At 37.2% G+C, this 25940-nt stretch carries 11 protein-coding genes; all 11 read right to left on the reverse strand.

Annotated elements, in window-relative coordinates:
* The coding region (locus tag RMZ95_RS25385; RefSeq protein ID WP_409883767.1) for a condensation domain-containing protein at positions 1 to 1046 on the reverse strand (1046 nt) is incomplete at its 3' end.
* Positions 1047 to 1104: 58 nt separating this feature from the next.
* Positions 1105 to 2361, reverse strand: a complete 1257-nt coding sequence (gene ectB, locus RMZ95_RS25390; protein WP_409883769.1) for a diaminobutyrate--2-oxoglutarate transaminase — start codon at positions 2359 to 2361, stop codon at positions 1105 to 1107.
* An 85-nt stretch (positions 2362 to 2446) separates the two neighbouring features.
* On the reverse strand, positions 2447 to 3403 hold the full coding sequence (locus RMZ95_RS25395) for a cupin-like domain-containing protein (RefSeq protein WP_409883771.1): 957 nt from the start codon (positions 3401 to 3403) through the stop codon (positions 2447 to 2449).
* 26 nt (positions 3404 to 3429) lie between these two features.
* Positions 3430 to 4833 (reverse strand): condensation domain-containing protein, encoded by a 1404-nt coding sequence (locus RMZ95_RS25400; RefSeq protein WP_409883773.1) that lies wholly within the window; start codon positions 4831 to 4833, stop codon positions 3430 to 3432.
* Positions 4830 to 10889: a beta-ketoacyl synthase N-terminal-like domain-containing protein gene (locus RMZ95_RS25405; protein ID WP_409883775.1), complete on the reverse strand. Its 6060-nt coding sequence runs from the start codon at positions 10887 to 10889 to the stop codon at positions 4830 to 4832. The genes RMZ95_RS25400 and RMZ95_RS25405 overlap by 4 nt, the downstream gene beginning before the upstream one ends.
* A 14-nt stretch (positions 10890 to 10903) precedes the next feature.
* The gene (locus tag RMZ95_RS25410) at positions 10904 to 14152 is read right to left on the reverse strand and encodes a non-ribosomal peptide synthetase (protein WP_409883777.1); all 3249 of its coding nucleotides are present in this window, start codon (positions 14150 to 14152) and stop codon (positions 10904 to 10906) included.
* A gap of 115 nt (positions 14153 to 14267) precedes the next feature.
* Positions 14268 to 15311, reverse strand: coding sequence for a TauD/TfdA family dioxygenase (locus RMZ95_RS25415; RefSeq protein ID WP_409883779.1), 1044 nt, complete (start codon positions 15309 to 15311; stop codon positions 14268 to 14270).
* Position 15312: 1 nt separating this feature from the next.
* Positions 15313 to 16947, reverse strand: coding sequence for a condensation domain-containing protein (locus RMZ95_RS25420; protein WP_409883781.1), 1635 nt, complete (start codon positions 16945 to 16947; stop codon positions 15313 to 15315).
* On the reverse strand, positions 16944 to 19691 hold the full coding sequence (locus RMZ95_RS25425; RefSeq protein ID WP_409883783.1) for a non-ribosomal peptide synthetase: 2748 nt from the start codon (positions 19689 to 19691) through the stop codon (positions 16944 to 16946). The genes RMZ95_RS25420 and RMZ95_RS25425 overlap by 4 nt, the downstream gene beginning before the upstream one ends.
* Before the next feature lie 112 nt (positions 19692 to 19803).
* Positions 19804 to 21225 (reverse strand): condensation domain-containing protein, encoded by a 1422-nt coding sequence (locus RMZ95_RS25430; RefSeq protein ID WP_322682772.1) that lies wholly within the window; start codon positions 21223 to 21225, stop codon positions 19804 to 19806.
* Positions 21222 to 25928, reverse strand: coding sequence for a non-ribosomal peptide synthetase (locus RMZ95_RS25435; RefSeq protein WP_322682771.1), 4707 nt, complete (start codon positions 25926 to 25928; stop codon positions 21222 to 21224). The genes RMZ95_RS25430 and RMZ95_RS25435 overlap by 4 nt, the downstream gene beginning before the upstream one ends.
* Positions 25929 to 25940 lie beyond the last annotated feature (12 nt).

Raw genomic sequence — 25940 nt, forward strand, 5'->3', positions numbered from 1 at the left:
GGGTAAGTGCTATCAATGGGTACGTATGCTCCACCTGCCTTATATATAGCAAGAATAGCAATCAGGAAATTGAGATCGCGGTCTTTGAAAATTCCGACAAACTCTCCTTTACAGACTCCTAATTTCCGCAATAATTCAGCTAGCTGATTAGCTTGATGATTTAGTTCTTGATACGTTAGTTGAGTTTCTTGATGAATAACAGCTATATTGTTTGGAGTTTCAGATACTTGGGTTTCAAATAATTGATTTATTGTTTTATCAGTTGGATATTGTTTTATTTTCTTGTTAAATTCTATTAATAACTGATTTTGGTCAGCTTCTTTTAAGAAAACAATATCTGAGATTTTAGTATCAACGTTATTTAGAATATTTTCTAGAAGATTAGTATAATATTTACTCATTAATTTTATACTTTCATCTTGAAAGAAATCTTCTTTATACTCGATATTGGCACTAATACTTTCGCCGTTAATTGTAAAAGAGATTGTGATGTCATTATTAAGTTCGTTTAAATTATTTTTATTATGAATATTTTCTAAGCAAACAACTATGTCAAAAATGGGATGGCGATTAGGAATTGTTGGTAGTTCTAATAAATCAATTAGTTCATCAAAATTATAGTTTTGGTGACTATAAGCTGCGATCGTAGCATCTTTGACTTGAAAAAGTAAATCTTTAAATGAAACTTGAGGTGTGACTTGAGTACGCAAAGGAATAACTTTAGCATTTACGCAATCGATATCAATTGCCTCATATACTGGTATTCCGATAATAACATCATTATTTCTAGTATATTTTTGTAGCAATATATTAAAACAAGCTACAAGCATCAAATAGATTGAAAAGTAAGAGCCTTTAGCTAGCTTAATGATTGATTGAGATGAATCAATTGGTAAATCAAAACTCAGAAATTTATTTTTACCACTAGAAAACAAAGGTCTTGCATAGTCCAGCATTAGATTTGTTTCTGGTAGTTCTCCCGATAATTGATTTATCCAATAAATTTTTTGAGAAAAGAAGTCATTTGACTGTAAATGTATACCCATAGTTTTCCCCTGGCTTGTAACCAATTCTTTTCCAAGTTGTAAATACTAGTATGTATATCTAGTTTTGTATGCAATAATCAAAAGCTTCTTTGATAATCAAACATCCTTTCTCTAAAGTAAGCATATCAATTATTAAAGGAGGCAAAATTTTAATAACAGTATCATTTCTGCCTGCTCTTTCAACTATTAATCCTAGTTCAAAACAACGCGATGTGATCCTTTTAGCTAAACTACTACCGCCAAAATTTTTAACATCAATGCCCCAAATCATCCCAATTCCACGGATTGATATGTATTCATTTATTGGTAATATTTTTTGAGTGAGAAATTTTTTCAAGAAAATCTCTTTAGCCTTAACATCTTGTTCAAAATTACAACTTTCTCTATACTCTAGAGCAGCTGTAGCTCCTACAAATGCCAATTGATTACCCCTAAAAGTACCATTATGTTCGCCCGGTTCCCATATATCCAACTCCGGCTTAATCAATAATAACGACATTGGAAACCCATACCCACTAATAGATTTAGATAGTACTACCATATCAGGAACTATATCTGCTCTTTCAAAAGAAAAGAAAGGCCCTGTTCGACCACAGCCGACTTGAATATCATCACAGATTAATAAAATATCATTCTCGTCACACAACTTCCTCAGTCTTTGCATCCAGTCAATAGGAGCTATAACAACTCCACCTTCAGCTTGCACTGTTTCAAAAATTATTGCTGCTGGTTTTTCAATTCCAGAATTGACATCATTTAAAACTGTTTCTATATATTCTATTGTGTCAAAGCTTTCCATAAATCCATAAGGATAAGGCATAAAGGTTACATTATTTGATGTCCCAATTGTCCCGGCTTTAATTCCGACATTACCACTAATAGATAAGCTTCCTAAAGTCATTCCATGATATGCTCCCATGAAGGAGAATATACCCGATCTTTGTTTTACTTTTCTGGCTAACTTTAAAGCTGCTTCAACTGCATTTGTTCCTGTTGGCCCACAAAACTGAATGCGATAATCTAATTGTTTTGAACTTAATACTACCTCATCAAACTTAGCTAAAAACTTCTCTTTAGCTGAAGTATACATATCCAAACCATGTGCAATTCCATCGGCATCTAAATATGACATAACCTTTTGTTTTATATAGTCATGGTTATGCCCATAATTTAAAGCACCTGCTCCTGCAAAAAAGTCAATATATTCCTTTCCTGAGTCTGAATAAATTATAGAACCTTTAGCTCTATGAAATATATCAGGGAAATTATGGCAATAGCTTCTGACGTTTGATTCACACTTTTCAAATATATTCATGAGAGTGTTCTGTTTGAATTACGAAAGGGATTAATCAGTCTAGCGATTATGTATATTGCACATCTTCAGAGAAATGTATTACTTTTTAAGAAACATAATTTAGATAAGACTTATAAAATTTAAAAATAATTTGAGGAGGTAGTTTTAAAACTAAACCCATAGCTAACAAAAAGTTATAGTATAAATTTTGAATTGGCATTCCTTTTGTAATAGCTGCTAGACCATTGAGCGAACTTTTTGGAGTATGCCAATCTATATTAAAAGAAATTGACATATCTAAACTCCGAACATGATGCAGTGTTCCAGGGGGCATATATAAAATATCTCCAGGATTGACAATAAATTGAATCGGTCTTGCATTTTTGTATTCAGGATATTTATTTAAATCTGGATTTTCTGGATTAACGAGAAACCATCGCCAGCCTTTGCGATAACAATATTTAGCATCTTCAGGTAGTAATATAGTGAATTGTTTGCGTCCAACAATCTGAAAAAAAATATTGTTAGTCAGAAGGCAATCAAAATGTAATGGTGTAACACTATTAGAAGAACCTAAGAAAAACTGGCAGTAACGCCACCACTTATGCCAATACCATTCTGGCAAATAATTATAAGGAAATGGTTGAGCATCTTTCACTAAAGAAGGTATTAAGCTAAATAAGGGTAGGTCATGACAATATGGCGGTCGAGTATTATTTTGAGGATCTTGTTCATAATTTTCTATTAATTCTATATATCTTTCCATTGTCAAACTACATATCTCAATTTTGTTATCGCTAAATTTCTTTGCATAAATATTTAGAGAAGGAGATAAATTTTTAAGGTATTTTAAAGACCATTTATCAAAACCATTCCAATTGATAATTACTCCAGAAATTATGACTGGTTTTCCTAATTCAACATAATCTTTATAAAACTCATCACTTGAAAGTTTATATCTTCTTTCTATTGCCGATGAAACAATCATAACTTTATCCTTTGGAATCTTTTTAATTTTCGGCTTTTTAGTAGAAAAAGCATTTTTAAAGTGCTCTAAAAACAAGCTAAATCTAAAATATTATCAGTATTTCAAGATATTGGAACTAATTGCCAATCAAACAATACTTCTTTTTCTAGAAGTTTTGATATTTGCTGTTGCTGTAGTGTTGAAAATGATAAGTCTTTAATTTGAACATCATGATTAACCATGATTTGTTGTAGCAGTATTTGAAAATCTCTAATTATCCCAGTAATTGTAGCAATATCAAATCTGCGAGAATCGTATGAAACTGCTACTAAAATTTCTGTTTCTGGATATATAACTAAGTTTAAAGGGTAGTTATTTCTGTAATAAGTTCCAGTGAGTTCAAATTCTATATTCCCTTTCCATTCTTTTAAAAATTGACTGACTGGAAAGTTTTCAACCACAACAATTGTTTCAAACAAAGGTAAATTTCGTGGTACTTCACTCCAACCCTGGATTTGAGTAAGCGGAGTGTATTCATGATGGCGTGCTTTTACTAATTGGATCTGAAATTCTTGTAGCCATGACAAAACCTGCTGCTCAGGATTTAACTTGACATTTATTGGTAAGGTATTTATGAACATACCAACCATTGACTCTACTTCAACTAAATCTACTGGTCTTCCTGTGACAGTGAATCCATAAGTTACATTGTTACGACAGGTGTAACGACTAAGGAGGATAGACCAGATTCCATTAACTAATGTGGCAAGGGTAAGGCGGTTTTTGTTAGCAAAAGATAACAGTGATTTTGTAGTTGCTTCCGATAGTTTAATTATCTCCTCATCGTACCTTTCTTCTTGGTTAGATAATTGATTATTTTCTATATAAGTTAGAGGAGTTGGTGCTTTGATTCCTTGTAATGCTTCGCGCCAAAAACTTTCAGTTTTAGCTATATTCTGTTGCTGCAACCAGTCGATATAATTTCTAAAAGGACGAGCTGGCGCTAAGGTCACTTTTTTGCATTCACAAAGCGCCTCGTAAATTTGTAAGCATTCTTCTAATATTATCGGCCCAGACCATCCGTCTGTGGTGATATGGTGATTGCTCCAAATAAATTCATAGCGTTCATCAGCAAAACGAATTAAAGTTATCCGCATTAGACATGGTTGCGAAAAGTCAAAACCTAATTGGCGATCGCTCTCTAGAAATGATTTTAATCGCTTTTGTTGTTCTGCTTCCTCAACACCACGCCAATCGTATTGATTTAAAGTAATTTTTACTTGTTTATAGACAACTTGTAATGGATTATCAATGTCTTCCCAATAAAATCCTGTACGCAAAACTGTATGTCTATCAACTACTTGCTGCCATGCTTGTTCAAAAGCCTCTACATTTGGATTACCATGCAAAGTTAAGGTATGGTGAAAAAAGTATAATGCTGACTCGCTTGCATACAAACAGTGAAAGAGCATACCCTTTTGTACGGGTGTTAGTTCATAAATGTCCTCGACATTTTCTGTTTTCATTGTGCGTTTTTCTCACTTGCTCGGTTAATTTTTGCCAGAAATTTATCTAGGTTTTGTTGGTTCAAGTTTGCTCTGGGAAAATCAGAAGGTGTATATTTTTCTGCTTCAAGAGACTCACAGTGGGCAATAAGGCTTTGTGTAGCTTCAATAAAGCTTTGTGCTAAAGTTTCAATTGTTTCTCGACGATGAACAGCTGAACTATAAGTCCAATTCAAGTGCAGTTGTTCTTGAACAATAATTCCATTTATTTCCACTAAGTAAAATCTTTCTGCACTTGAACTTTCACTAAGTCTAATAGACTGTTCGGTTAAATCAAATAAAGATGACTGCGATATAGTAGGATCAAAATTACCTAAGTAATTAAAACTTACCTGAGGCTGCGGAAAATACTGTAGCTTTGAATTGATTTCTGAATTGTTGGTTATATAGCGTAGTATATCGTAACCAATACCTTTGTTTGGAATGCTGCGTAAATACTCTTTGACTGCTATCAATGCATTGCCTTGATTAGAAACCTCTGTTATATCTAAAATGGCTGGAAAGCAAGTTGTAAATAAACCAACTGTACGAGATAGAGATATATCATTTACATCTTTGAAGATTATATCTCGACCATTATCTTTAATATCTACCCATAGTTGCTGCTCCCCCGTCCACTTTGCAAAAGATTGCACCAACGCTGTTAATAAAACATCGATTATCTGGGTATTGTAAGCCTTATTGACATTTTTTAATAATGCTTGCGTTTCCTTTTTATTTAGAGAAATTGATACCAGATCGACATTGGCTACTGTAGTTTTATTTGCAGAATAGTCAACAGGTAGACTGTGGAGAGGTTTTTCCGCTTTTGCCAACCAGTAGTCTTGCTCTTGGAGCATTTCTGAAGCCTGGTCATATTTTTGCACACACTGCATCCACCGCTTGAATGAAGTAGTTTTATCAGGCAAATGGATCGCTTTACCTTGAGTGAGTAGTTGATAGGCTGTTTGTAAATCTTCTAGCAAAATATGCCAAGAAACAGTATCTACTAAAAGATGATGAATGCTAATTATTAGGTAGCTATTTTGCTGCGATCGCAATTCAATAAAAGCAACTTTTACAAGCGACCCCTCACTTAAATTGAAGTTGCTTTGTAATTCTATGATAGCAGATTCAAAAGCATATTTTTGCTCATTTTTTGAAAGTTGAGACAAATTTATATGCTTGTACTCCATTAGATCGTTAGTGCCAGCTTCAATTTGTTGCCATCCAGATTCTTTTTGAATAAAACGCAGACGAAATACATCATGATATTCAATCACATATCGTACAGCCTGCTCTAATATTTGGGGATTGCATATTTGTGGAATTTCTAATAATAAAGACTGGCTTAATAAATGTTCGTTTGACTGATTTTTATCGAACAAACGATACTGAAAGGGGGTGAGATGTATTTCTCCAGTTCTGGAATTATTTTGATTTTCCTTGCTTGGATCTGCACTTGTGGCTGTTGCTAATTCAGCAATAGTTTGGTGTAGGAACATTTGTTGAGAAGTTAGCTTTAAACCTAATTGATTAGCTTTGGCAACAATTTGAATTGCAATAATCGAATCTCCTGCCAACTCAAAAAAGTTGTCATAAATTCCAACTCGATCGATGCCCAAAAATTGCTGCCAAATGTCAGCAAGGTTCTGCTCTATTTCGTTACAAGGAGCAACATAAGCATTTACCAAGCTTGGACGTGGATGGCTTAGTTGAGAAAGATTTGTTTTTGATGCATCTGATAAAAACGCTAATTCTTGTTCTAGATAATTGAAAGAATTGTCTTGCTCAATTACCGTTTGGAAGTCTTGTGGAGAGACAACGACATGATGCAAGCTACTTAGCAAAATCCGATTAAAAGCTTCGGCACCTTCTTGAGATAATATTCCTTTTTTGAGATCCTCTTCACGTTGATGCTTTAATTGTTCTGGTAGTGCTGTCTCTACTGCCATCCCTACTTCTTGCCAAGTACCCCAGTTGATTGCCACTGTAAATCGATCGGATTTAGCAGTACGATAATCTGCATAAATATCCAGAAATGCATTAGCTGCACAATAATCTACCTGTCCAAATTCGTTCAAGATCGAACTTTGAGATGAACAAAGTACTAAAAAATCTAAGTTAATATTTTTTAAGTTGAAAATCTCCTCTAATACTAATGTGCCCTTAACTTTTGGTGCTAATACGCTGTTTGCTAAATCCTGTGTTTTTAATTGAACAATGCCACCACCAGCAATACCTGCCGCATGGATAACCCCATTGATTTGACCAAATTTTTCTAAGGCTTCAGTAACAGCTACTTGCATTTGTTCGTAGTTGGCAACATCGGCACTTTTAATTTCAATTTCTGATCCTAACTCTTCTAGTAGAAGCATTTTTTGGATCTTACAGCTAATATTATCTTGGCTATCATGAGTTTCTAGCCATTGTTCCCACTGCGATCGCTCCGGTAATCCCTTTCTTCCAATTAAAACCAACTTAGCTTGTACTGTCTTGGCTAAATATTCCGCCAACACCAAACCTATACCACCAAGTCCACCAGTAATTAAATAAACTCCTCTTGGCTTTAACTTAGTTTTAGCTGGGGTGCTTTCATCCAGACGAACAGTTTCAAAGGTTTGAATCCAGCGATGAGATCCACGGTAAGCAACTATATTATTGGTTTGCTGTGTTGTCAGTTCAGTAATCAGATAGTCGATAAATTTTGGTGTTGGTGGGATATTAGAAGCAGGAATTACTACATCGATCGCACAGGAATTAATGTTTAAATATTCTTTGGGAATTATCTTACACGGCCCCAAGATTGTTGCTTTTTCTGGGCATAAAATTTCATCACCAATGACATTATATAGATTATTAGTTACAACCCTTAACTTCAGAGAATTGCTGATATTTTGCCTTCCTAATGCCTGGGTTAAATACAATAAGCTCCAAAAACCAAGATTCTGGTAATCTTCCGGCGTTTGTTTTCTGAACTTATTACCAGATAAAGTATCATCTGGCGTAATGCTCCAAAAGTGAGCTAATCCATTTGGAATTAAACTCTCTTTTTGGAGTTCTTGAAGCAAGGCATCGTAGTCATCACTTTGCTGTGGGTCAATGGTATATGTATATTTGTTCAGCTTCGTAAATTTGTCTGCGACCCTAACTGTAACTACATTTTGACTTTGCTGTTCGAGTCGTTTAGCAACTTCGCCTCCAATTCCATAATCATCGATAAAAATTAACCAGTGGGTGTTTTGCTCAGTTACTAATTCCTTCCCTTGGGAAAACTCAAGTAGTGTAGATTGTTTCCAAATTGGAATATAAAACCAATCGGCAATATCTGGCTTTTTAACTAATGATTTTTGCCATGCCTTTGATAATACAGTTTCGGGGTTAGCTTCAATCCAGTAACGCTGACGCTCAAAAGGATAGGTAGGCAAAGGAATATGTCTGCGTTGCTCTTTTGTATAAAAGCTTGCCCAGTTTATTTGCAATCCTGATAGCCAAAGCCGAGAAAGAGTATTGAGCAAAAATGCAACATCAGAAATTTGCTCTTGGGGATGTCGCAACGAAGTTAGAACTACAGGCGGTGAAATCAACTGTCGTTTGGCTAAGGTAGTTAATGTTCGTCCCGGGCCAACTTCCAATAGGGTTCGTGGCTGTTGCAGCAATTCGGCGATTCCCTCGTTAAATAATACGGTTTGCCGTAGATGTCTAGCCCAGTAGTCAGGATCGGTCGCCTGTTCTGCTGTAATCCAAGTTCCGGTAACATTAGAAACAAAAAGAATTTGAGGTGGTTGTAGGTTGACATCTTTAACTTGCCGTACAAATGGCTCTAAAATCGGCTCCATCATCTGAGAATGAAAAGCGTGAGATGTGTGCAGGAGACGACAATCAACACCTTGCTCAATCAAACTATTTTGTAATGCTGCGATCGCTTCCTTCGTCCCAGAAACCACACAAAGAGATGGCGCATTGCTAGCTGCTAAAGAAAGTTCTGAACCTAACATAGGTTGTATTTCTTTGGCAGAGAGAGAAACGGAAAGCATCGATCCTGGTTCAACTTGTTGCATCAGTCGTCCGCGAATTACGACTAAAGTCAATGCATCTTCTAAAGAAAAAACACCAGAAATACAAGCAGCTACATACTCACCAATGCTGTGACCAATCATCACTTGCGGATGTACGCCCCACGCCATCCAAAGTTTAGCAAGTGCATATTCGATTACAAATAGCGCAACTTGCGTTAAGGAAGTTTGTTTAAGTTGTTCTTGTGTAGTTTCTACTGTCGAGGGATAAAGTATATCTTTCAGGTCTAACTTTAAATGGGGTTTTAGCAATTCAGAGCAATCATCAACTTGTTGCCGAAAAATTGCTTCTGTTTCATATAATTCCCGTCCCATGTTTACATACTGCGCTCCCTGTCCGGGAAACATAAATACAATTGAATGGTTACGGGTTTCTGAAAAATTACTCAAAACTCCTTGTTGATCTGGCGCTGTTAATATTTTTATAGCATCTTGAGTATCCTGACATAGCACTACCCGACGATGGTTAAAATTTCGGCGACCAACTTGTAAAGTATAAGCTACATCAGCAAGATTGGTATCAGGATGGTGTGCTAAATAGTCAATAAGATTAGTTGTAGCAGATTCTAAAGCTGTTTGAGTTTTTGCAGATAGAACTAACAACTGCCAAGGACGAGAAATACTTTTTTTGCTGGTAAAAACTGGAGCTTCTTCTAAAATTACATGAGCATTAGTACCGCCAATACCAAAAGAACTGACTCCTGCTCGTCTAGGATGTTTGTCTACTTCCCATTGAGAAAGTTTGTTATTGACATAAAAGGGACTGTTAGCAAAATCAATTTGAGGATTCGGTTGCTCAAAGTGCAAACTAGGAGGAATTTGTTTGTGTTTAAGAGCTAAGACAGTTTTAATTAAACCTGCAACACCAGCAGCAGCATCCAAGTGCCCAATATTTGTTTTTAGGGAACCAATTGCACAAAAGTTTTTCTTTTTTGTGCTGCTTCTAAATGTTTGCGTCAGTGCTGCGATTTCAATTGGATCTCCTAAAGATGTTCCTGTACCGTGAGCTTCAATATAAGTTATTGTTTCTGGATCTAACTCTGCAACAACTTGAGCAGTTTTGATAACTTTAGCTTGACCTTCTATCCGAGGTGCTGTGTAGCTAACTTTGTTTGAGCCATCGTTATTTATCGCCGAACCTTTAATCACAGCATCAATAGAATCTCTATCAGTTAGAGCGTCTTCTAATCTTTTTAAAATAACGATTCCTACACCTTCTCCGCCCACTGTTCCCCCTGCTTTAGCATCAAAGGCGCGGCAGTGTCCATCAGGAGAATTAATACCCCCTTGGTTATAAAGATAGCCAGCTTTTCTTGAGGCGCTGATGGAAACACCGCCAACCAAAGCGATATCACATTCACCGTTAAGTAAACTTTGGCAGGCTAAATGTACTGCTACTAATGAAGTTGAGCAAGCGGTTTGAACTGTATAGCTAGGCCCCGTTAAATTAAGTTTGTAAGAAGTACGTGTCGCCAGGTAATCTTTGTCGCCAGCGATCGCTATTTGTTGTTCGTCTACTGAGTTTCTAATATTTTGATTAAAATAAATGTTTAGTAAATAACCGCTGAAGTTAGAACCAGCGAAAACACCGATAGAACCATTGTAGGTTTCGGAATTATAGCCTGCTTTTTCCAGCGCTTCCCAAGCACACTCTAAAAAAATCCGGTGTTGCGGGTCAGTAATTTCTGCATCTCTGGGATTAAAGCCAAAAAACTCAGCATCAAAAAGTTCTGCATCTTCTATTACAGCATTTCTTTTAACATAGTTGGGATTGCCGATCAGCGCTGCATCTACTCCTGCTGCCAACAGTTCTTCATCACTGAAAAAAGAAATTGATTCTATCCCATTTTGGAGGTTATTCCAAAACTCATCAACATTTTTTGCTCCGGGAAATCTTCCTGATAATCCAATAATTGCGATTTCTGAACCATTACTATGGTATGCACCAGTTGGAATATTCATTATTTGTTAATTCCTTAATTATTTTCAACTGATTTCATTTTCTGTAGACGTTTTTTCTGTTGCGCCTTACCAGATAAAATTTTCTCTATTTGAATATCATTCTCTTGTAAAAATGCTGTGGAATTTGGAGATGAATTTAAATATTCTGCTAAAGAATTGATGGTGGGATATCTAAACAAATCAAGGGTTGACAGTTCTACTTTTAATATTTCCTGCAATTGGCTGTGAACTGTCACTAAGAGTAATGAATGACCGCCAATTTCAAAGAAATTATCGTGAATGCCTATCTTTTCAAGATTCAAAGCTTTTTGCCAAACAGAGGCTATTGTCTTCTCGACCTCAGTTTGCGGTACTACATAAGCAACTTCTAACTCTGGGCGTAGAGCATCGGGCATAGGCAGTGCTTGACGGTCTACTTTCCCATTAGATGTTAATGGTAATGCTTCTAATATCATAAATGCTGTTGGTAGCATATGATCGAGCAATTTATTATCCAAGAAGCGGCGCAGTTCAGGAATAGTTAATGTTTTGTCTGGCTGGAGAGTTGTATAAGCTATTAAACTTTGATTTCCAGATTTATCCTCCCGAAGGATAACTACACTTGTTGATACTGATGGATGTTGATTGATAACTGCTTCAATTTCTCCCAGTTCAACACGGAAACCACGGATTTTAACTTGGTTATCAATGCGGCCGATATACTCGATATCTCCACTCGGTAGAAAACGAACTAAATCACCTGTTTTGTAAAGGCGATCGCCTTCTTGTTTACTAAAGGGATTGGGGATAAATTTAAGGGCTGTTAATTCAGGTTGATTGAGATAACCTCTGGCTAACCCAAGTCCACCAATGTGCAATTCACCGGGTACTCCCATTGCTACTGGTTGCAAATATTGGTCTAGAATATACAGTTGGGTATTAGCGATGGCTCTACCAATGGGTATGGAGCCTGTAGAGTGCTTACCGACTGGAACTTGATAAACACAGCAGCCTACTACTGTCTCTGTGGGGCCGTATTCGTTTACTAATATTGTATCTGGAGTTACATCTTGCCAGAAGGTGATGCTTTCAGCTAATAAATTTTCCCCACCAATAATAAAAGCTCTAGTTTTATTTGCTATTTCTTCTTGGGATAACTGTTGTTTAAGTAAATCCAAGTGAGCAGGGGTGATTTTCACTAAACTTAAATTTGAGCTTTTCTTTAAAGCTTGGGAAAGAGTTTCAATACCTTGTTCTTCTGATAGTAATTCGACAGTACGACCAACTAATAAAGGTGAAAAAAGACTGGTGATTGTTAAGTCAAAACCCAAAGGTGAGTGAACTAAAGTTCCTGCTCCTTGTTCTACTTGATATGTTTTGGTACACCAGCTTAAGTAGTTAACTAATCCTTGATGAGGAATTAGAGTTCCTTTAGGTTTACCAGTAGAACCGGATGTATAAATAACATAGGCTAAATTTAATTCGGTTGTTTTAGTAATTGGATTTTCAACTTTTTGTTGCTTTATAGTTTGCCAATCGCTATCAATACAAATTACTTTAATGCCATCTGTAGCTAAATCTGGAATTAAATGCTGTTGACTCAACAGCACTGGCATTTGAGAATCGTTTAGTATAAAAGTTTTTCTTTCTAAGGGATAGCTAGGATCAATTGGTACATAAGCACCACCTGCTTTGAGGACAGCTAAAAGTCCGATGACCATAAAAAGCGATCGCTCTACACAAAGTCCTACCATTACATCCGGCTTCACACCTAATTGTTGTAGGTAATGAGCTAGCTGGTTAGCGCGACTGTTTAATTCCCGGTAGGTAAGCTGCTGATTTTTATAAACAATAGCAATATTGTCTGGCGTGCGATCGCACTGCTGTTCAAACCAATTATGGATACACGTGTATTCTAGCTCTCCCGTTTTAGTGTTATTGAATGCAACTAAAAGTTCTTCACGCTCTCCTTCACTGAGGATATCCAGGCGTGATATGGCTGTAGAGGGATTGTCAATAACGCTAGTTAACAAAGTTTGCCACTGATTCGCCAAACGTTGAATATCTTCTTGACGGAAAAGCTTTGCATCATAGTGAAATTCTAATTTGACTAAATCATCTTGTGTACAAACACAAGAAAGTTTTACTTTAAATCGGTCAAAGCAGACGTAATGCTGATAAATTGAAAATGTTACTTGAGGAGCAGAATAATTACTTACCGTTTCTGCAAAGTCAAAACAAAATGGTAAAAATGACTCTTCACTCTCATTTACATTTGTTTTAGCAAATGCGTCCCAACTAAAACTGTCCTGCCATTCTAGTATTTCATCGGTTAAGTTTTTAACCTTTATTAAGGTATTACTGAATGATTCATTTTCTTGTAAATGATAAGCAAGGGGTAAATATTTGGCGAATAAACCTAGCGCTGTTTTTAATTCTTCATAATTGCGACCATCACAGCCTAAACCTATAATTAAGTTTGATTGCCCAGTTAAACGCCAAATTAGAGTTTGCCAGCAAGTCAGGAAGAATATATCTATCGAAATTTGATATTTTTGGACAATCCGATCGATTTTAGTTAGTAAATCACTAGGAATAGCTAACTTAATCAATTTAGGTTCAAATTCCGATTTGTCAGAAAGATTATTCTCTAAAGGAAGTTTTAAGCTATCCAGAGCAGAAAAATCTACTTGCTGCCAATAATTTTTCCTTGATGTAGTCTCCTCTGCTGCCAGTAATTCATTTTGCCATGTAGCGACATCAGCATATTGTAGTGGTTCTTCGCTGAGTTCTGCATTCTGCAAGCAGGCAGTGTAATGCTGACTAATTTCATTAACTATGTTTATTAATGTTTTATAATCTGCACAAAGAGATGGCAAATTTATAAATAAAATGTATTTTTTTAATGAATATTTTAGTAAATATAATTTTAATAATTGACCTGGTTGTAATTGTCTAGATTCTTGTTTAAATTTCTCAATAAATGCTTCTATTTCTTCCTCATGAGAAGATTGATTCTCTAAAATATACTCGTCAAAAGATACACTAGTGTTAGTTTCTATCACTTGAACAGGTATTTTTAGACCACGTGGGCGATGAAAACTTGTGCGAAGAATTTCATTTTTAGCGATAACTTTCTCTAACGCTTCTTTTAATACCTCTACATTGACATTTCCTTCAACAAGGATAGCACATTGACTACAATATAAATTACTACTTTCTTGTAATAACCAAAGGTGCTTTTGTTGAGGAGATAATGGAAAACCTTGAATTATTTGTTGCATTTTATTTGATAAAATTACATTTCCAATTCGATCGTAATTTTCAGCAGTTATAATAAGTGGCGGTGATTTAATTAAATATTGAGGTGGTGAGTTGAAGAAAAATATTTTAACTATCTCAAGTATGGCTAAAACTTATCAGTTCACTCATCGCCACAAAAAGCTTACGTTCTCCCACATAGGGATTGCGTCCATGAGCGGTTAACACATTGTCTAGTAATAATATATCTCCTTGTTGCCAAGGAAAAGATACTTCTAAATTTTGATAAATATCACAAATGTGTGTCATTACTGAGTCTTCAATAAGAGTACCATCTCCGTAAAAACAATCTCGTGGCAAATCTTCTTTTTTAAAAGTTGATAAAAGCGACTCGCGGGTTTGCGTTTCTAAACAAGCTAAATGCCAATGTTGTGCTTGATTAAACCAAGACAATTCGCCTGTTTGAGGATGCTTGATTACCGCTGGACGAATTGAAATAGTTTTCAAACCACCATTACTTTTCCATTCAAATTCAATTAAGTTGCTTTGACAAAACTTTTCTACATCTGCTTTACTTTGAGTTTGAAAAACTGTTTGCCAGTCAAGTCCTAATCCGTTTCCATAATTACGAACATACATAACCTGCTTTTCAACAAATTTGTCCCTAATTTTGGGTTCTATCAGTTGAAATACCTTACGACTATCAACTATTGGAGTTTCTCCTCCTTGCTGTGCAGGTTGATGACAACCGAACAGAATTTTTCTAGGCCATCGATAATTAAAAGAATTTTCGTTGTGCCATAATAACTTGCTATCCGCAGGGTAAAAAACTGGAGTATAAACTTTGCCGGTTAGTGTTTCACGGGTATGTTCGCCGTTTTCATTGAATAGTTCTGAGCAAACCGCTAGACCAAATCTTTCAAATCCGGCTGCTGTAGTAATATTAAATCCTTGGAAAAGGATAGCACCATGTTTAGTTAAATGTGTATCTAAAAATTCTCGATTTGCTTCCGCCCAATCTGCAAGATCGACATCTGATATAGAAGGTTTTATTATTAGTGGTATTTGTTCGCCTCCCGAATTATCTAGTTTAATTAATTCTTTTTGTAGATTTATGGATTTTCTAGTAGCTCTATTAAATTCCGGTTTGAAATTAGAATTACTTACTTTTATCTGTTCCATTTTACTTCTCTACTTCAATTGCGATCGCTTTTCGTTTAATTGTGCTTAATTTTTGTTGAGATTTTTCTTTACGTTTCCGTTCTTCACTCAATTGATATTCTTTATCAGATTTTATAATCATTTCTTCTAACTGATTTAAGCTCATAGTAGGTTCTATAATAATTTGAGATAAAATTGTTTTAAAATTATTTATTAATCTGGTTATGCTACTAGCATCAAATCGGTCTTTATTGTATTTAAATAACCCAACTATTCCTTGGTTGGTATCGGTTAATTCTAAAAGTAAATCAACACTTGCTATCTGATTTTCTAAATCTAAGCTAGTCAAAGTTAAGTCTGAAAGCTCTAAAGAATGTATGGGGGCATTTTGGAGGATAAACTTGACTTGAAACAGAGGAGTTTGGTTGAAGTCTCTTTTTGGATTCAGAGCGCTAACTAGTTTTTCAAATGGTAAATCTTGGTGAGCATAAGCTTCCAAACAAACCTTCCGAACTCGTTGCAAAAGATCGCTAAAAGTGGGATTTTCAGATAGGTTAGTACGCAATACTAGTTGATTAACAAAAAAACCGATTAAATTCTCTATTTCGATTCTATTTCGGTTGGCAATATCAGTACCGACAACAATATCTATGTCGCCTGTATACCAATATAATAAAACTTTAAATGCTCCGAGTAGAGTCATAAATAATGTCGTTCCAACACTATCACCTAACTTTTTAATCGCTTGAGATAATGTTTTAGAAAGTATAAAATTTTGCCGCTCCTCCTGAGAGGTTTTCATTTCTGAAGGCTGACGAATTATAGGCAATTGTAAAACTGGTAAATTATCTCCTAATTGCTTTTTCCAGTATGTAAGTAAGGTGTTAAGTACCTCACCCTGTAACCAGTTTTGTTGCCAAGCTGCGAAGTCAGCGTACTGTATTGGTAGTTCCGAGAGTGGGGAAGGCTGTCCTTTGCAGAAAGCTTCGTAAAGTGCTGTTACTTCTTTGATGAGTAGCCCTATAGACCAGCCATCAGAGACAATATGATGCATGATTAACAACAGGACATATTGTTGTTCGCTTAAGTGCAACAAAGTCGTCCTCAGCAAAGGCCCCTGCGCTAAGTTAAAAAGCGACTGACTTTCTTGAACTGCTAACCGCAAAACTTCAGTTTCTTGCTTTGTTATTGAGTACTCTTGCAAGTCCACCACAGATAGCTTCAAGGTTAGGGTTGGAGTAATCACCTGAATTGGTTGTCCATTGGCGATCGCAAAAGTGGTTCGCAAGGCTTCATGACGCTGCACAATTTCGTTGAGACTTCGTTCCAATGCAGGCACATTCAGCGTACCAGTAAGACGCACGGCAAAGGGAAGGTTGTAAGTGGTGCTATTTGGCTCTAACTGATTCAGAAACCATAGCCTTTGTTGGGCAAAGGACAGGGGTAAATTGGCATTTTGAGGAACAGGTACTATGGGCAAAAGAGCAACGCTTGATGTTAAATGTGTGAGGATTTCTTGTTTCCGCTCTCGTAACTGAGTGCTTAACTCTGGTGAGAGTACCCCTTGAGGAGCGTTACAGTATAAGCGATCGCCATCAACTCTAAATTTGATGTTGAGGCTGTCAAGGTATAATAAGAACTCTTCAATAGTTTTCATAGTTCTATCTCCTCGCGATCGCAGTCTACCTCGTCCATAGAAACAAGCTCTAGCTGTTGGACTGCAAGCATCTTCTCGATCCGTTCTACCAACTGAGCTAGTGTAGGTGCTTCAAATAAACTGCGTAAAGGCAATTCCACCTTAAAAGCTTTCCGTAACCTGGAAATCGCTTGAGTAGCCAATAAAGAATGTCCACCCAAGTCAAAAAAGTTATCGTAAATGCCTATATGCTCTCGCTTTAATATCTGAATCCAGATGTCAGCAACTATCTCCTCTGTGGGAGTACGGGGTGCAACGAAGCCTAGTTCCGATTCATTCTGGAAATTTGGTACAGGTAATGCGCGGCGATCTACTTTACCACTGGGACTTAAAGGCAATGCTTCAATCTGTACGATCGCAGAAGGTATCATATACCCAGGTAGCTTTTCTTTAAGTAAATCGCGTAGTTGTTGAATTAGTTTGCTACTACTTAGGTCATTGCGATCGCACTCAGCGCTAGGAACAACATAAGCCACTAAGCGTTTATCATCAGGGTTTTCCTCCATAACTACAACTACAGCTTCTCTAACAGCTTGGTGCTGAAGCAAAAATGTTTCAATTTCTCCAAGTTCAACCCGAAAACCACGAATCTTCACCTGATGGTCAATACGTCCGAGAAATTCTATATTCCCATCAGGAAGCCACCTTCCTAAATCTCCAGTTTTATAGATTAAATCTTTGCGATTTTCTGGTAACTTCTGACTAACATCTGTAAATGGATTGGTAACAAAACTGAAATTAGTTTTTTCTTGATTTTTCCAGTAGCCATCACCGACACCAATTCCTGATACACAAATCTCTCCAGGAGCGCCAATGGGTAATAATTGCATTTCTCCATCCAGAATGTAGAGATTTAAATTAGCTAATGGTTTCCCAATTGGAACCGTTCGCTGATTTTCTGGCAAAGGCTTGTCAACGATAAACTGGGTGATATCATCAGCAGCCTCAGTTGGACCATAGGCGTTAACTATTTTGATTTCGGGATATATCTCAAGCCACTTATTTACCAAACTTACCGATACTGGTTCCCCGACAACCATCATCCATTTTAAATCAGGTAATTCTCTTTGGTGAATCGGTAGCTGGGAAGTATATTCAAGCAAGCCGACAAATAATGCTGGTACTAATTCAACAACTGTAATTTTTTGTGATTTGAGTGCAAGAAATAACTGCTCAGGAATCGCAACGGTTTCGATATCTACTATTACTGTCTTTCCACCAATTAGAAGTGGTGCTAAAAATTGCCATACAGAAATATCTGTAGAAGCAGGAGCGCTTTGCAGAAAACAAAATTCTGGCGTTAAATCCAACTCATCAAATTGGGCATAAATATGATTAATTGCACCATCATGCCTGACAATTGCCCCCTTTGGTAATCCTGTAGACCCAGAAGTGTAAAGCATATAAGCTGGGTCAACAGCATCATTGATACTTTCTAGATTATCATGAGATAGCTGCTGAAAATCCAATTTATTATATATCTTTAAATTTTCTGGTCTAAGAAATAGCGTCCGATCATTAGCAATGCTATCTAAGCAAATAATCGATGATAATTGAGAATAGTCTTCTCCCAGGTCTGATAAAACATTGAATAGCGAATAATCCGTGAATAAAAACCTCACTTCGCTATTAGATAGCATATACTTAATTCGATTTGGTGGGTAAGTGCTATCAATGGGTACGTATGCTCCACCTGCCTTATATATAGCAAGAATAGCAATGAGAAAGTTAATGTCGCGGTCTTTAAAAATTCCGACAAACTCTCCTTTACAGACTCCTAATCTCCGCAATAATTCAGCTAGCTGATTCGCTTGATGGTTTAGTTCTTGATATGTGAGTTGAGTGTGTTGATGAATGACGGCTATATTATTTGGAGTTTCAGATACTTGGGTTTCAAATAATTGATTTATTGTCTGGGTAACAGGATACTGTTTGGTTTTATTATTAAACTCTGTTAATATCTGGTGTCGATCGAAGTCTTTTAAGAAAACAATCTCTGATATTTTAGTATTTACTTGATTAATACAGCTTTCAAGAAGATTAGTATAATATCTACTTAGGAATTTTACATTTTCATCTTGAAACAAATATTCCTTATACTCTATGTCAACACTAATACTTCCACAATCAACTTTTAAAGAAATTATAATATCATTATTTAGTTGATTTAAATTATTTTTATTATGAATATTTTCTAAACAAACTACTATGTCAAAAATTGGATGGCGGTTAGGAATTTTTGATATATTCAACAACTGGATTACTTCATCAAAATCACAGCTTTGGTTGTTGTAAGCACTAATTATTGAATCTTTGACTTGAAAAAGAAAATCTTTGAATGAGAGATGAGGTTTTACCTGAGTATGCAATGGAATAACTTTGTTATTTATCTCATTTAGAAAAAGTTTCTCATATATTGGTATTCCAATAATAACATCATTGTTTCGAGTATACTTTTGCAGCAATATATTCAATGCAGATACTAGTATCCAGTATATTGAAAAATGAGAACCTTGAGCCAGTTTAATGATTGATTGAGATAAATTGTTTGATAAATCAAAGCTAAGAGATTTATTTTTACCGCTATAAAATAAAGGTCTTACATAGTCTAACATCAGATTTGTTTCAGGTAATTCTCCCGATAGTTTATTTATCCAATAGATTTTTTGAGATAATAAGTCATTAGAGTCTAAATGTGTACTCATGCTTCTTTCCTTGTAGACTAAGTAATCAAATAAATATATGAACTTAATATTTTTAACCAGCTTTTTTATAATAAATAAAAATTAAAACTGATAACAAAATAGTTTTTCAATATTAAATTACTTTATTAGTTATTGAAGTGTTCAAGATATAATCGAAATTTAATGACATTTCTTTTTCTAATATTAACAATTCAATATGGGGTTTTTGCTCTGTAAGCAACAATAACTCCTGAAGACGCACTTTTGGATTCGTTACTATACCTTCGAGCAATATTTTGAAATGCTCCAATATATTAATTATTGTTGCCCCATCAAAACGGCGAAAATCATAATTAATTCCAATCGTCAGTTCTGAGCCAGGATACCCAACTATATTTAAAGGATAGTTTGTTTTGTAATAGCTAGTTTGCTCAGAGATGTTTAGACTTCCCCATTCTTGCAGAAACTTGCCTGTTTTTTGGTTCTCGAACACCACAAAGCTTTCAAACAAAGGCACATTACCCAGCACTTTACTGCACTTTTGAATATCTACCAGTGGAGAATACTCATACTCTCGAACTTCTATCAATTGAGTTTGTAATTGCTGAAGCCAAGGTAATAAATACTCCTCCAAATCTATCTTGATGTGGACTGGTAAGGTATTAACCATTTCTCCTACCATTGACTCCGATCGCTCTAAATCTACTGGGCGACCAGAAGTAGTACAGCCATAAGTTACATCATTTTTACCACTGTAGCGACTAAGGAGTATGGCCCAAACTCCCTGAACTATTGTATTCATAGTCAGGTGATGCTGTCTTGCTAATGAATCTAGATTTCTTGTAGTTGCTTCCGATAGACTGATTTGTATATCCTCATAGCGTTCTTCTAGATTGGACAAGTTGTTTGAGTATAGGTTAGTTAAGGGAGTAGGCTCTTTTACTTCATTGAGTTGCTGTCGCCAAAATTCCTCTGCTTTGGATAAATCCTGCTGTTTCAACCATTTGATGTAGTCTTTAAAACAACTGCCGTCTACTAAGGGTGCATCTTGACCCCGACAATATGCTTCATAAATTTCAATCACATCATTTAATACCAATGGATATGACCAACCATCGAGAATGATTAGGTTGCTACTCCAAACAAGATAGTAAACATCTTCTTGAATCTGGATTACAGCCACACGCATTAGAGGTGCTTGGGAAAAATCAAACCGCCGGGAGCGATCGCTGTCGAGAAAAGACTTTAAACGCTCTTGTTGTTCTAATGGATCGAGTTCCTGCCAATCCTGGTACTCTACAGGTACTTCTACTTGCTGATGCACAACTTGTAATGGTTTATCCAATTCTTCCCAATAGAAGCTGGTACGCAAGATTGTGTGCCGGGTTGCTACTTGCTGCCAAGCGTATTTAAAAGCAGCAATGTTCAGATTGCCACTAAAAGTGTAGACAAACTGTGAATGGTATAGTCCCATTTCTGGAGTGTGCAAACCGTGAAACAGCATACCATGCTGTATTGGAGATAGTGGGTATATGTCTTGAATATCTTCTTTCATAGTGTTTTATTTTTACTCCCTCGGTTGATTTTCTCTAAAAACAGATCGAGGTCTTGTTGATTGAAGTCTGCTTCTGGAAAGTCAGAAGGTGTATATCCTCCGACTTTAGGAGAATGACAATGAGTCATAAGTATTTGCAAAGCTTCTACAAACCCTTGTGCTAATCGTTCAATAGTGCTTCGTCGATGTATTTTTTCGCTGTACGTCCAATCCACTCTCAACTGGTTATTAACTACCAAAGCGTTGATATTGAGCATATAGGCCTCGCGGTTGCAAAGGCTGCGTGTTTGTCCTTGGGAACCTTGAGAGATTTTAAATATTGATGAGTCGGAAAATGTTCGATCGAACTGACCTAGATAATTGAAGACCACCTCAGCTTGTGGAAGCGATCGCAGTGACTCTATTCTGGCAGTATCCTTACTAAGGTAACGTAGGACACCATAGCCCATCCCCTTATTTGGAATGCTCCGCAGTTGCTCTTTGATCGATTTCAAAGCCTCTACGGGATGAGAGATTTTTCCCAAATCTAACAGCACAGGAAAAATAGATGTAAACCAACCTACTGTGCGCGACAAATCGACATTATCAAAAATCTCTTCCCGCCCATGACCTTCTAGAGCTAGTAATAGGGAATTATTGCCAGTCCATTGAGAAAAAGCTTGTACTAGCGCCGTGAGCAAGACATCGTTAATTTGTGTATTGTAAGCTTTTGGTACTTCTTTTAGCAAGATTTGAGTCTGTTCCTCAGTCAAAAAAATCGAGATGTTCTGAGCCGAAGCCACTGTATTGTCGCCGTCAGCAAAATCGACTGGCAAAGGAGCAATTTTTTGCCAAGACTCTCTCAGCCAATAGTCCCATTGTTGCTGGAGAGTAGCTGATTGTGCATATTCCTGTAGACATTCCGACCAGTATTTAAACGAAGTTGTCTTTGCTGGTAGTTGCACTTTCTTGCCTTGGCTTATCAGTTGGTATGCTGTTTCCAAGTCCTCCAGTAAAATTCGCCAAGAAACGCCATCTACGGCTAAATGGTGAATGACTATCAGCAAATGGCTTGGTTGCTGCCCTAAATCAAACAGAGCAACTCGTATCAATGGGCCTGTTGAGAGATTAAGACTGGCTTGTAATTTGGTAGCAGCTGTTTCGATGGCTAATTCTTGTTCGCTTGCTGATAGGGCAGAGAAATCCAAGTGTGTCCAGGGGACTTCTACATCAGGGCTGGCTATAACCTGTTGCCAGCTAGACTCTGTTTGTTCAAAGCGTAAGCGGAGAGCATCATGGTGTAACAGTAGTTGCTGTACGGATTTTTCTAATACAGCTAGGTCAAGAACTTGTTTAACTTCTAGTAAGACTGCTTGATTCCAGTGGTGGGGTTCGAGTAGGTTCTGTTCAAAAAACCAGTATTGTATTGGTGTCAGAGAAGCTAAACCTGTAATCAGTCCTTGTTCAGCTTGTTTTACCTTTTTCGCAACTGCCACACTTGCCAAACCAGCAACTGTTTGATGTTGAAATAACTGTTTAACTGCCAGTTGTAGACCAGCTTGTTTGGCTTTGGTGATAACTACAATGGCAAGGATCGAATCCCCACCTAACTCAAAAAAGTTATCGAAAATACCCACTTTATCTACACCAAGTACTGCTGCCCAAATTTCAGCCAGCTTGGTTTCTACGAAATTACGAGGGGCTAGTAGTTCTTTGTCTTCAGGTCTTCTTGTATCAGGTGCTTTGAGTGCTTTACGGTCAATCTTGCCATTAGGTGTTAATGGTAACATCTCCAAGATGACAAAAGCTGTTGGCACCATGTAATTTGGCAACTTTGCCTCTAAAAAATCGCGCAATTCAGAAATCGTTAGCGTTTGCTCTGAGTTCGGGACTAAGTAGGCAACTATTTGTTGAGAATCTGTTTCCAAAGAATGAACCGTAACTACAGCTTCTCGGACTTTAGGATATTTAATGATGAGTGCTTCAATCTCCCCCAATTCAATGCGAAAACCACGTATTTTTACTTGATAGTCAATGCGACCAATGTATTCTATCTCTCCACTTGGTAAATAGCGGCCTAAATCCCCAGTTTTATACAAACGTTCCCCTGGTAGATTCGCGTAGGGATTGGGAATAAATTTATCCGCAGTCAGTTCTGGTTTGTTTAGATAACCACGGGATAAACCTGCACCACCAATATACAACATCCCTGGCACGCCTACAGGAACAGGTTGGTAATTTTTATCTAATAAATAAATCTGCGTGTTGTGAATCGGACGACCAATAGGTGGAATGTTGTTAGTATCTTTGTGTATCCAGGCAGATGTTGAATAAGTTGTATCTTCAGAAGGGCCATATAGGTTAAAAACCTGTTGTATATTATCCTGCTGATAAAGTTGTTGTACGATTTGATTATGAAGTGGTTCACCTGCTACATTGATCGTCTGTACTGAAGTTGGAATGCTATCAGTTCTTAATAACTGTGAAATTACACTTGGGACAGTATTTATTAAGGTTACATTTTGATCTGTTGGCAAAGTTGGTAAATATAGTGCGTTCTCGATTAAAATTACCTTGCCACCGCAACACAGAGGAACAAACACCTCGAACACCGAAAGGTCGAAGCAAATTGAGGTTGATGCTAAAACACCTTGCATAGCTTCAATTGCAAAGGTTTTGTTTGCCCAATCGAGCATTGCAACTGTGCTAGCGTGTTTAATCATTACACCTTTTGGTCTGCCCGTTGAACCAGAGGTATAGATGACATAAGCTAGGTTGTCAGTAATTACTTCAGAGAATAAATTTTCTTGGCTTTGTTGGGCTACTAGATGCCAATCAGTATCTAAACAAACGACTTTAGCTTTGTTTTGGGGCATTGCCTCTAGGAGCAACGCAGTAGTCAGCAATACTGGCGCTTGGGCATCTTCTAGTATAAATGCTATGCGTTCTGGTGGATAGGCTGGGTCTATAGGTACGTATGCACCACCAGCTTTCAGGATACCTAATAATGCGACGATCGTAGAGAGCGATCGCTCCACACAAATCCCAACTAATATCTCTGGCTTCACTCCCAGCTTTTTCAGATAGTGCGCTAGTTGATTTGCTTTAGCATTCAGTTCGCAGTAGGTTAATTGCTCATCTTCAAATACTACTGCTACAGCATCAGGTGTGTGTTCTACTTGCGCTTCAAACAACTGATGAATACATTGTTGTTCAGGATATTCAACCTGAGTGTTATTCCACTCCACTAGCTGCTGATGTAACTCTTCAGCCGTCAATAGTGGTAAGTCAGATAATCTTGCTTGTGGATTTGCAACAATCCCCTCTAGCAAAGTAGAAAAATGCTTTACTATCCGAGTAATGGTTTCAGCATCAAATAAGTCGGTATTGTATTCTAAGCACCCCTTCAATTCTGACTCTGCATTCACTATGTGCAGGGTTAAATCAAATTTGGCAGTCTGGCCGTACATTGGGAGCCAATTCAGAGTCAAACCAGGTAGTGTCAGTTCCTTTTGAGTGTCTTCCTGCCAAGCAAACATTACCTGAAACAAGGGCATCTGACTGAGATTTCTATCTGGCTGAAGTTCTTCCACTAATTGCTCGAAAGGTATATCTGCATGAGCGTATGCACCCACGCATACCTCGCGCACTTTATTCAACAATTCTAAAAAACTTGTATTACCAGAAAGATGAGTCCGCAGCACCAGGGTATTGACAAAAAAACCAATCAGCCCTTGAATTTCAGCTTGGTTGCGGTTAGCAATTGGGGAGCCAACGCAGATATCTTCTTGCCCTGTATAACGGTACAGTAAAGCTTGAAATGCTCCCAGTAGCGTCATAAACAAGGTTACTCCTTCCTGATTGCTCAGGGATCTGAGCATATCTGTTAGGCTCGCTGATAGCTCAAAAGAAGCAATTGCGCCTCGAAAGCTTTGAATTGGGGGTCGTGGGCGATCTGTGGGCAAAGCTAAAGTTGAAGCATCTGCCAACTGTTGCTTCCAATAATCAAGTTGCGTCTTTTGTAATTCCCCTTGTAACCACTGACGCTGCCAAATAGCAAAGTCTGCGTATTGAATAGAGATATCAGGCAGGGGAGATGCTTTGCCGATGGAAAAGGCTTCATAGAGTCCTGCTAATTCACGAATCAGCACTCCTATAGACCAACCATCAACGGCAATGTGGTGGATTGTGAATAGCAGCAAGTATTCTTCGGCACCTGTTTGTAGCAACATGACTCGCAGCAACGGGCCAGTCACTAAATTAAAAGGTTTTTGAGCTATCTCTGTTGTTAACCGTTCAACTTGTGCTTGCCGTTTCGCTTCTGACATCGAGAGCAAATTCACCACTGGCAGCGTCACAGTTACAGCAGGATGAATAATTTGAATTGCTTCTTCCTCAAGCATCTCAAAAGTAGTACGTAACGCTTCATGACGCCGCACAATCTCATTGAGACTTCGCTCTAACGCATCTACGTTAAGCGCACCTAACAACTGTACACACGCTAGTTCGCTGTAGTAAGGATTGTCGATATCTAACTGTTGAAGAAACCACAGCCGTTGCTGGGCAAAGGATAGGGGAGCAGGACTTATTTGAGAACGTTTTGGAATAACTTCTAATTGAGAGCGAGAGTCAACTTCACCGCGCAATCGCTTTGTGAGAAGCGCCTGTTGAGCGAGTGAAAGCTTTGACCGTCGTTTTAAAATTTCATCTTTTCTTGTTTCCATAATCCCCCCTGT

Origin of the sequence: Nostoc sp. DedQUE07, assembly GCF_034530975.2 — a bacterium.
Classification (GTDB): domain Bacteria; phylum Cyanobacteriota; class Cyanobacteriia; order Cyanobacteriales; family Nostocaceae; genus Nostoc.

Excerpts from the sequence above, each read along its gene's own strand:
- RMZ95_RS25400 (WP_409883773.1), bottom strand. The coding sequence starts at position 4,833 with ATGAAAACAGAAAATGTCGAGGACATTTATGAACTAACACCCGTACAA.
- ectB (WP_409883769.1), bottom strand. The coding sequence starts at position 2,361 with ATGAATATATTTGAAAAGTGTGAATCAAACGTCAGAAGCTATTGCCAT.
- RMZ95_RS25430 (WP_322682772.1), bottom strand. The coding sequence starts at position 21,225 with ATGAAAGAAGATATTCAAGACATATACCCACTATCTCCAATACAGCAT.
- RMZ95_RS25420 (WP_409883781.1), bottom strand. The coding sequence starts at position 16,947 with ATGAAAACTATTGAAGAGTTCTTATTATACCTTGACAGCCTCAACATC.
- RMZ95_RS25435 (WP_322682771.1), bottom strand. The coding sequence starts at position 25,928 with ATGGAAACAAGAAAAGATGAAATTTTAAAACGACGGTCAAAGCTTTCA.
- RMZ95_RS25425 (WP_409883783.1), bottom strand. The coding sequence starts at position 19,691 with ATGAGTACACATTTAGACTCTAATGACTTATTATCTCAAAAAATCTAT.
- RMZ95_RS25415 (WP_409883779.1), bottom strand. The coding sequence starts at position 15,311 with ATGGAACAGATAAAAGTAAGTAATTCTAATTTCAAACCGGAATTTAAT.
- RMZ95_RS25410 (WP_409883777.1), bottom strand. The coding sequence starts at position 14,152 with ATGCAACAAATAATTCAAGGTTTTCCATTATCTCCTCAACAAAAGCAC.
- RMZ95_RS25405 (WP_409883775.1), bottom strand. The coding sequence starts at position 10,889 with ATGAATATTCCAACTGGTGCATACCATAGTAATGGTTCAGAAATCGCA.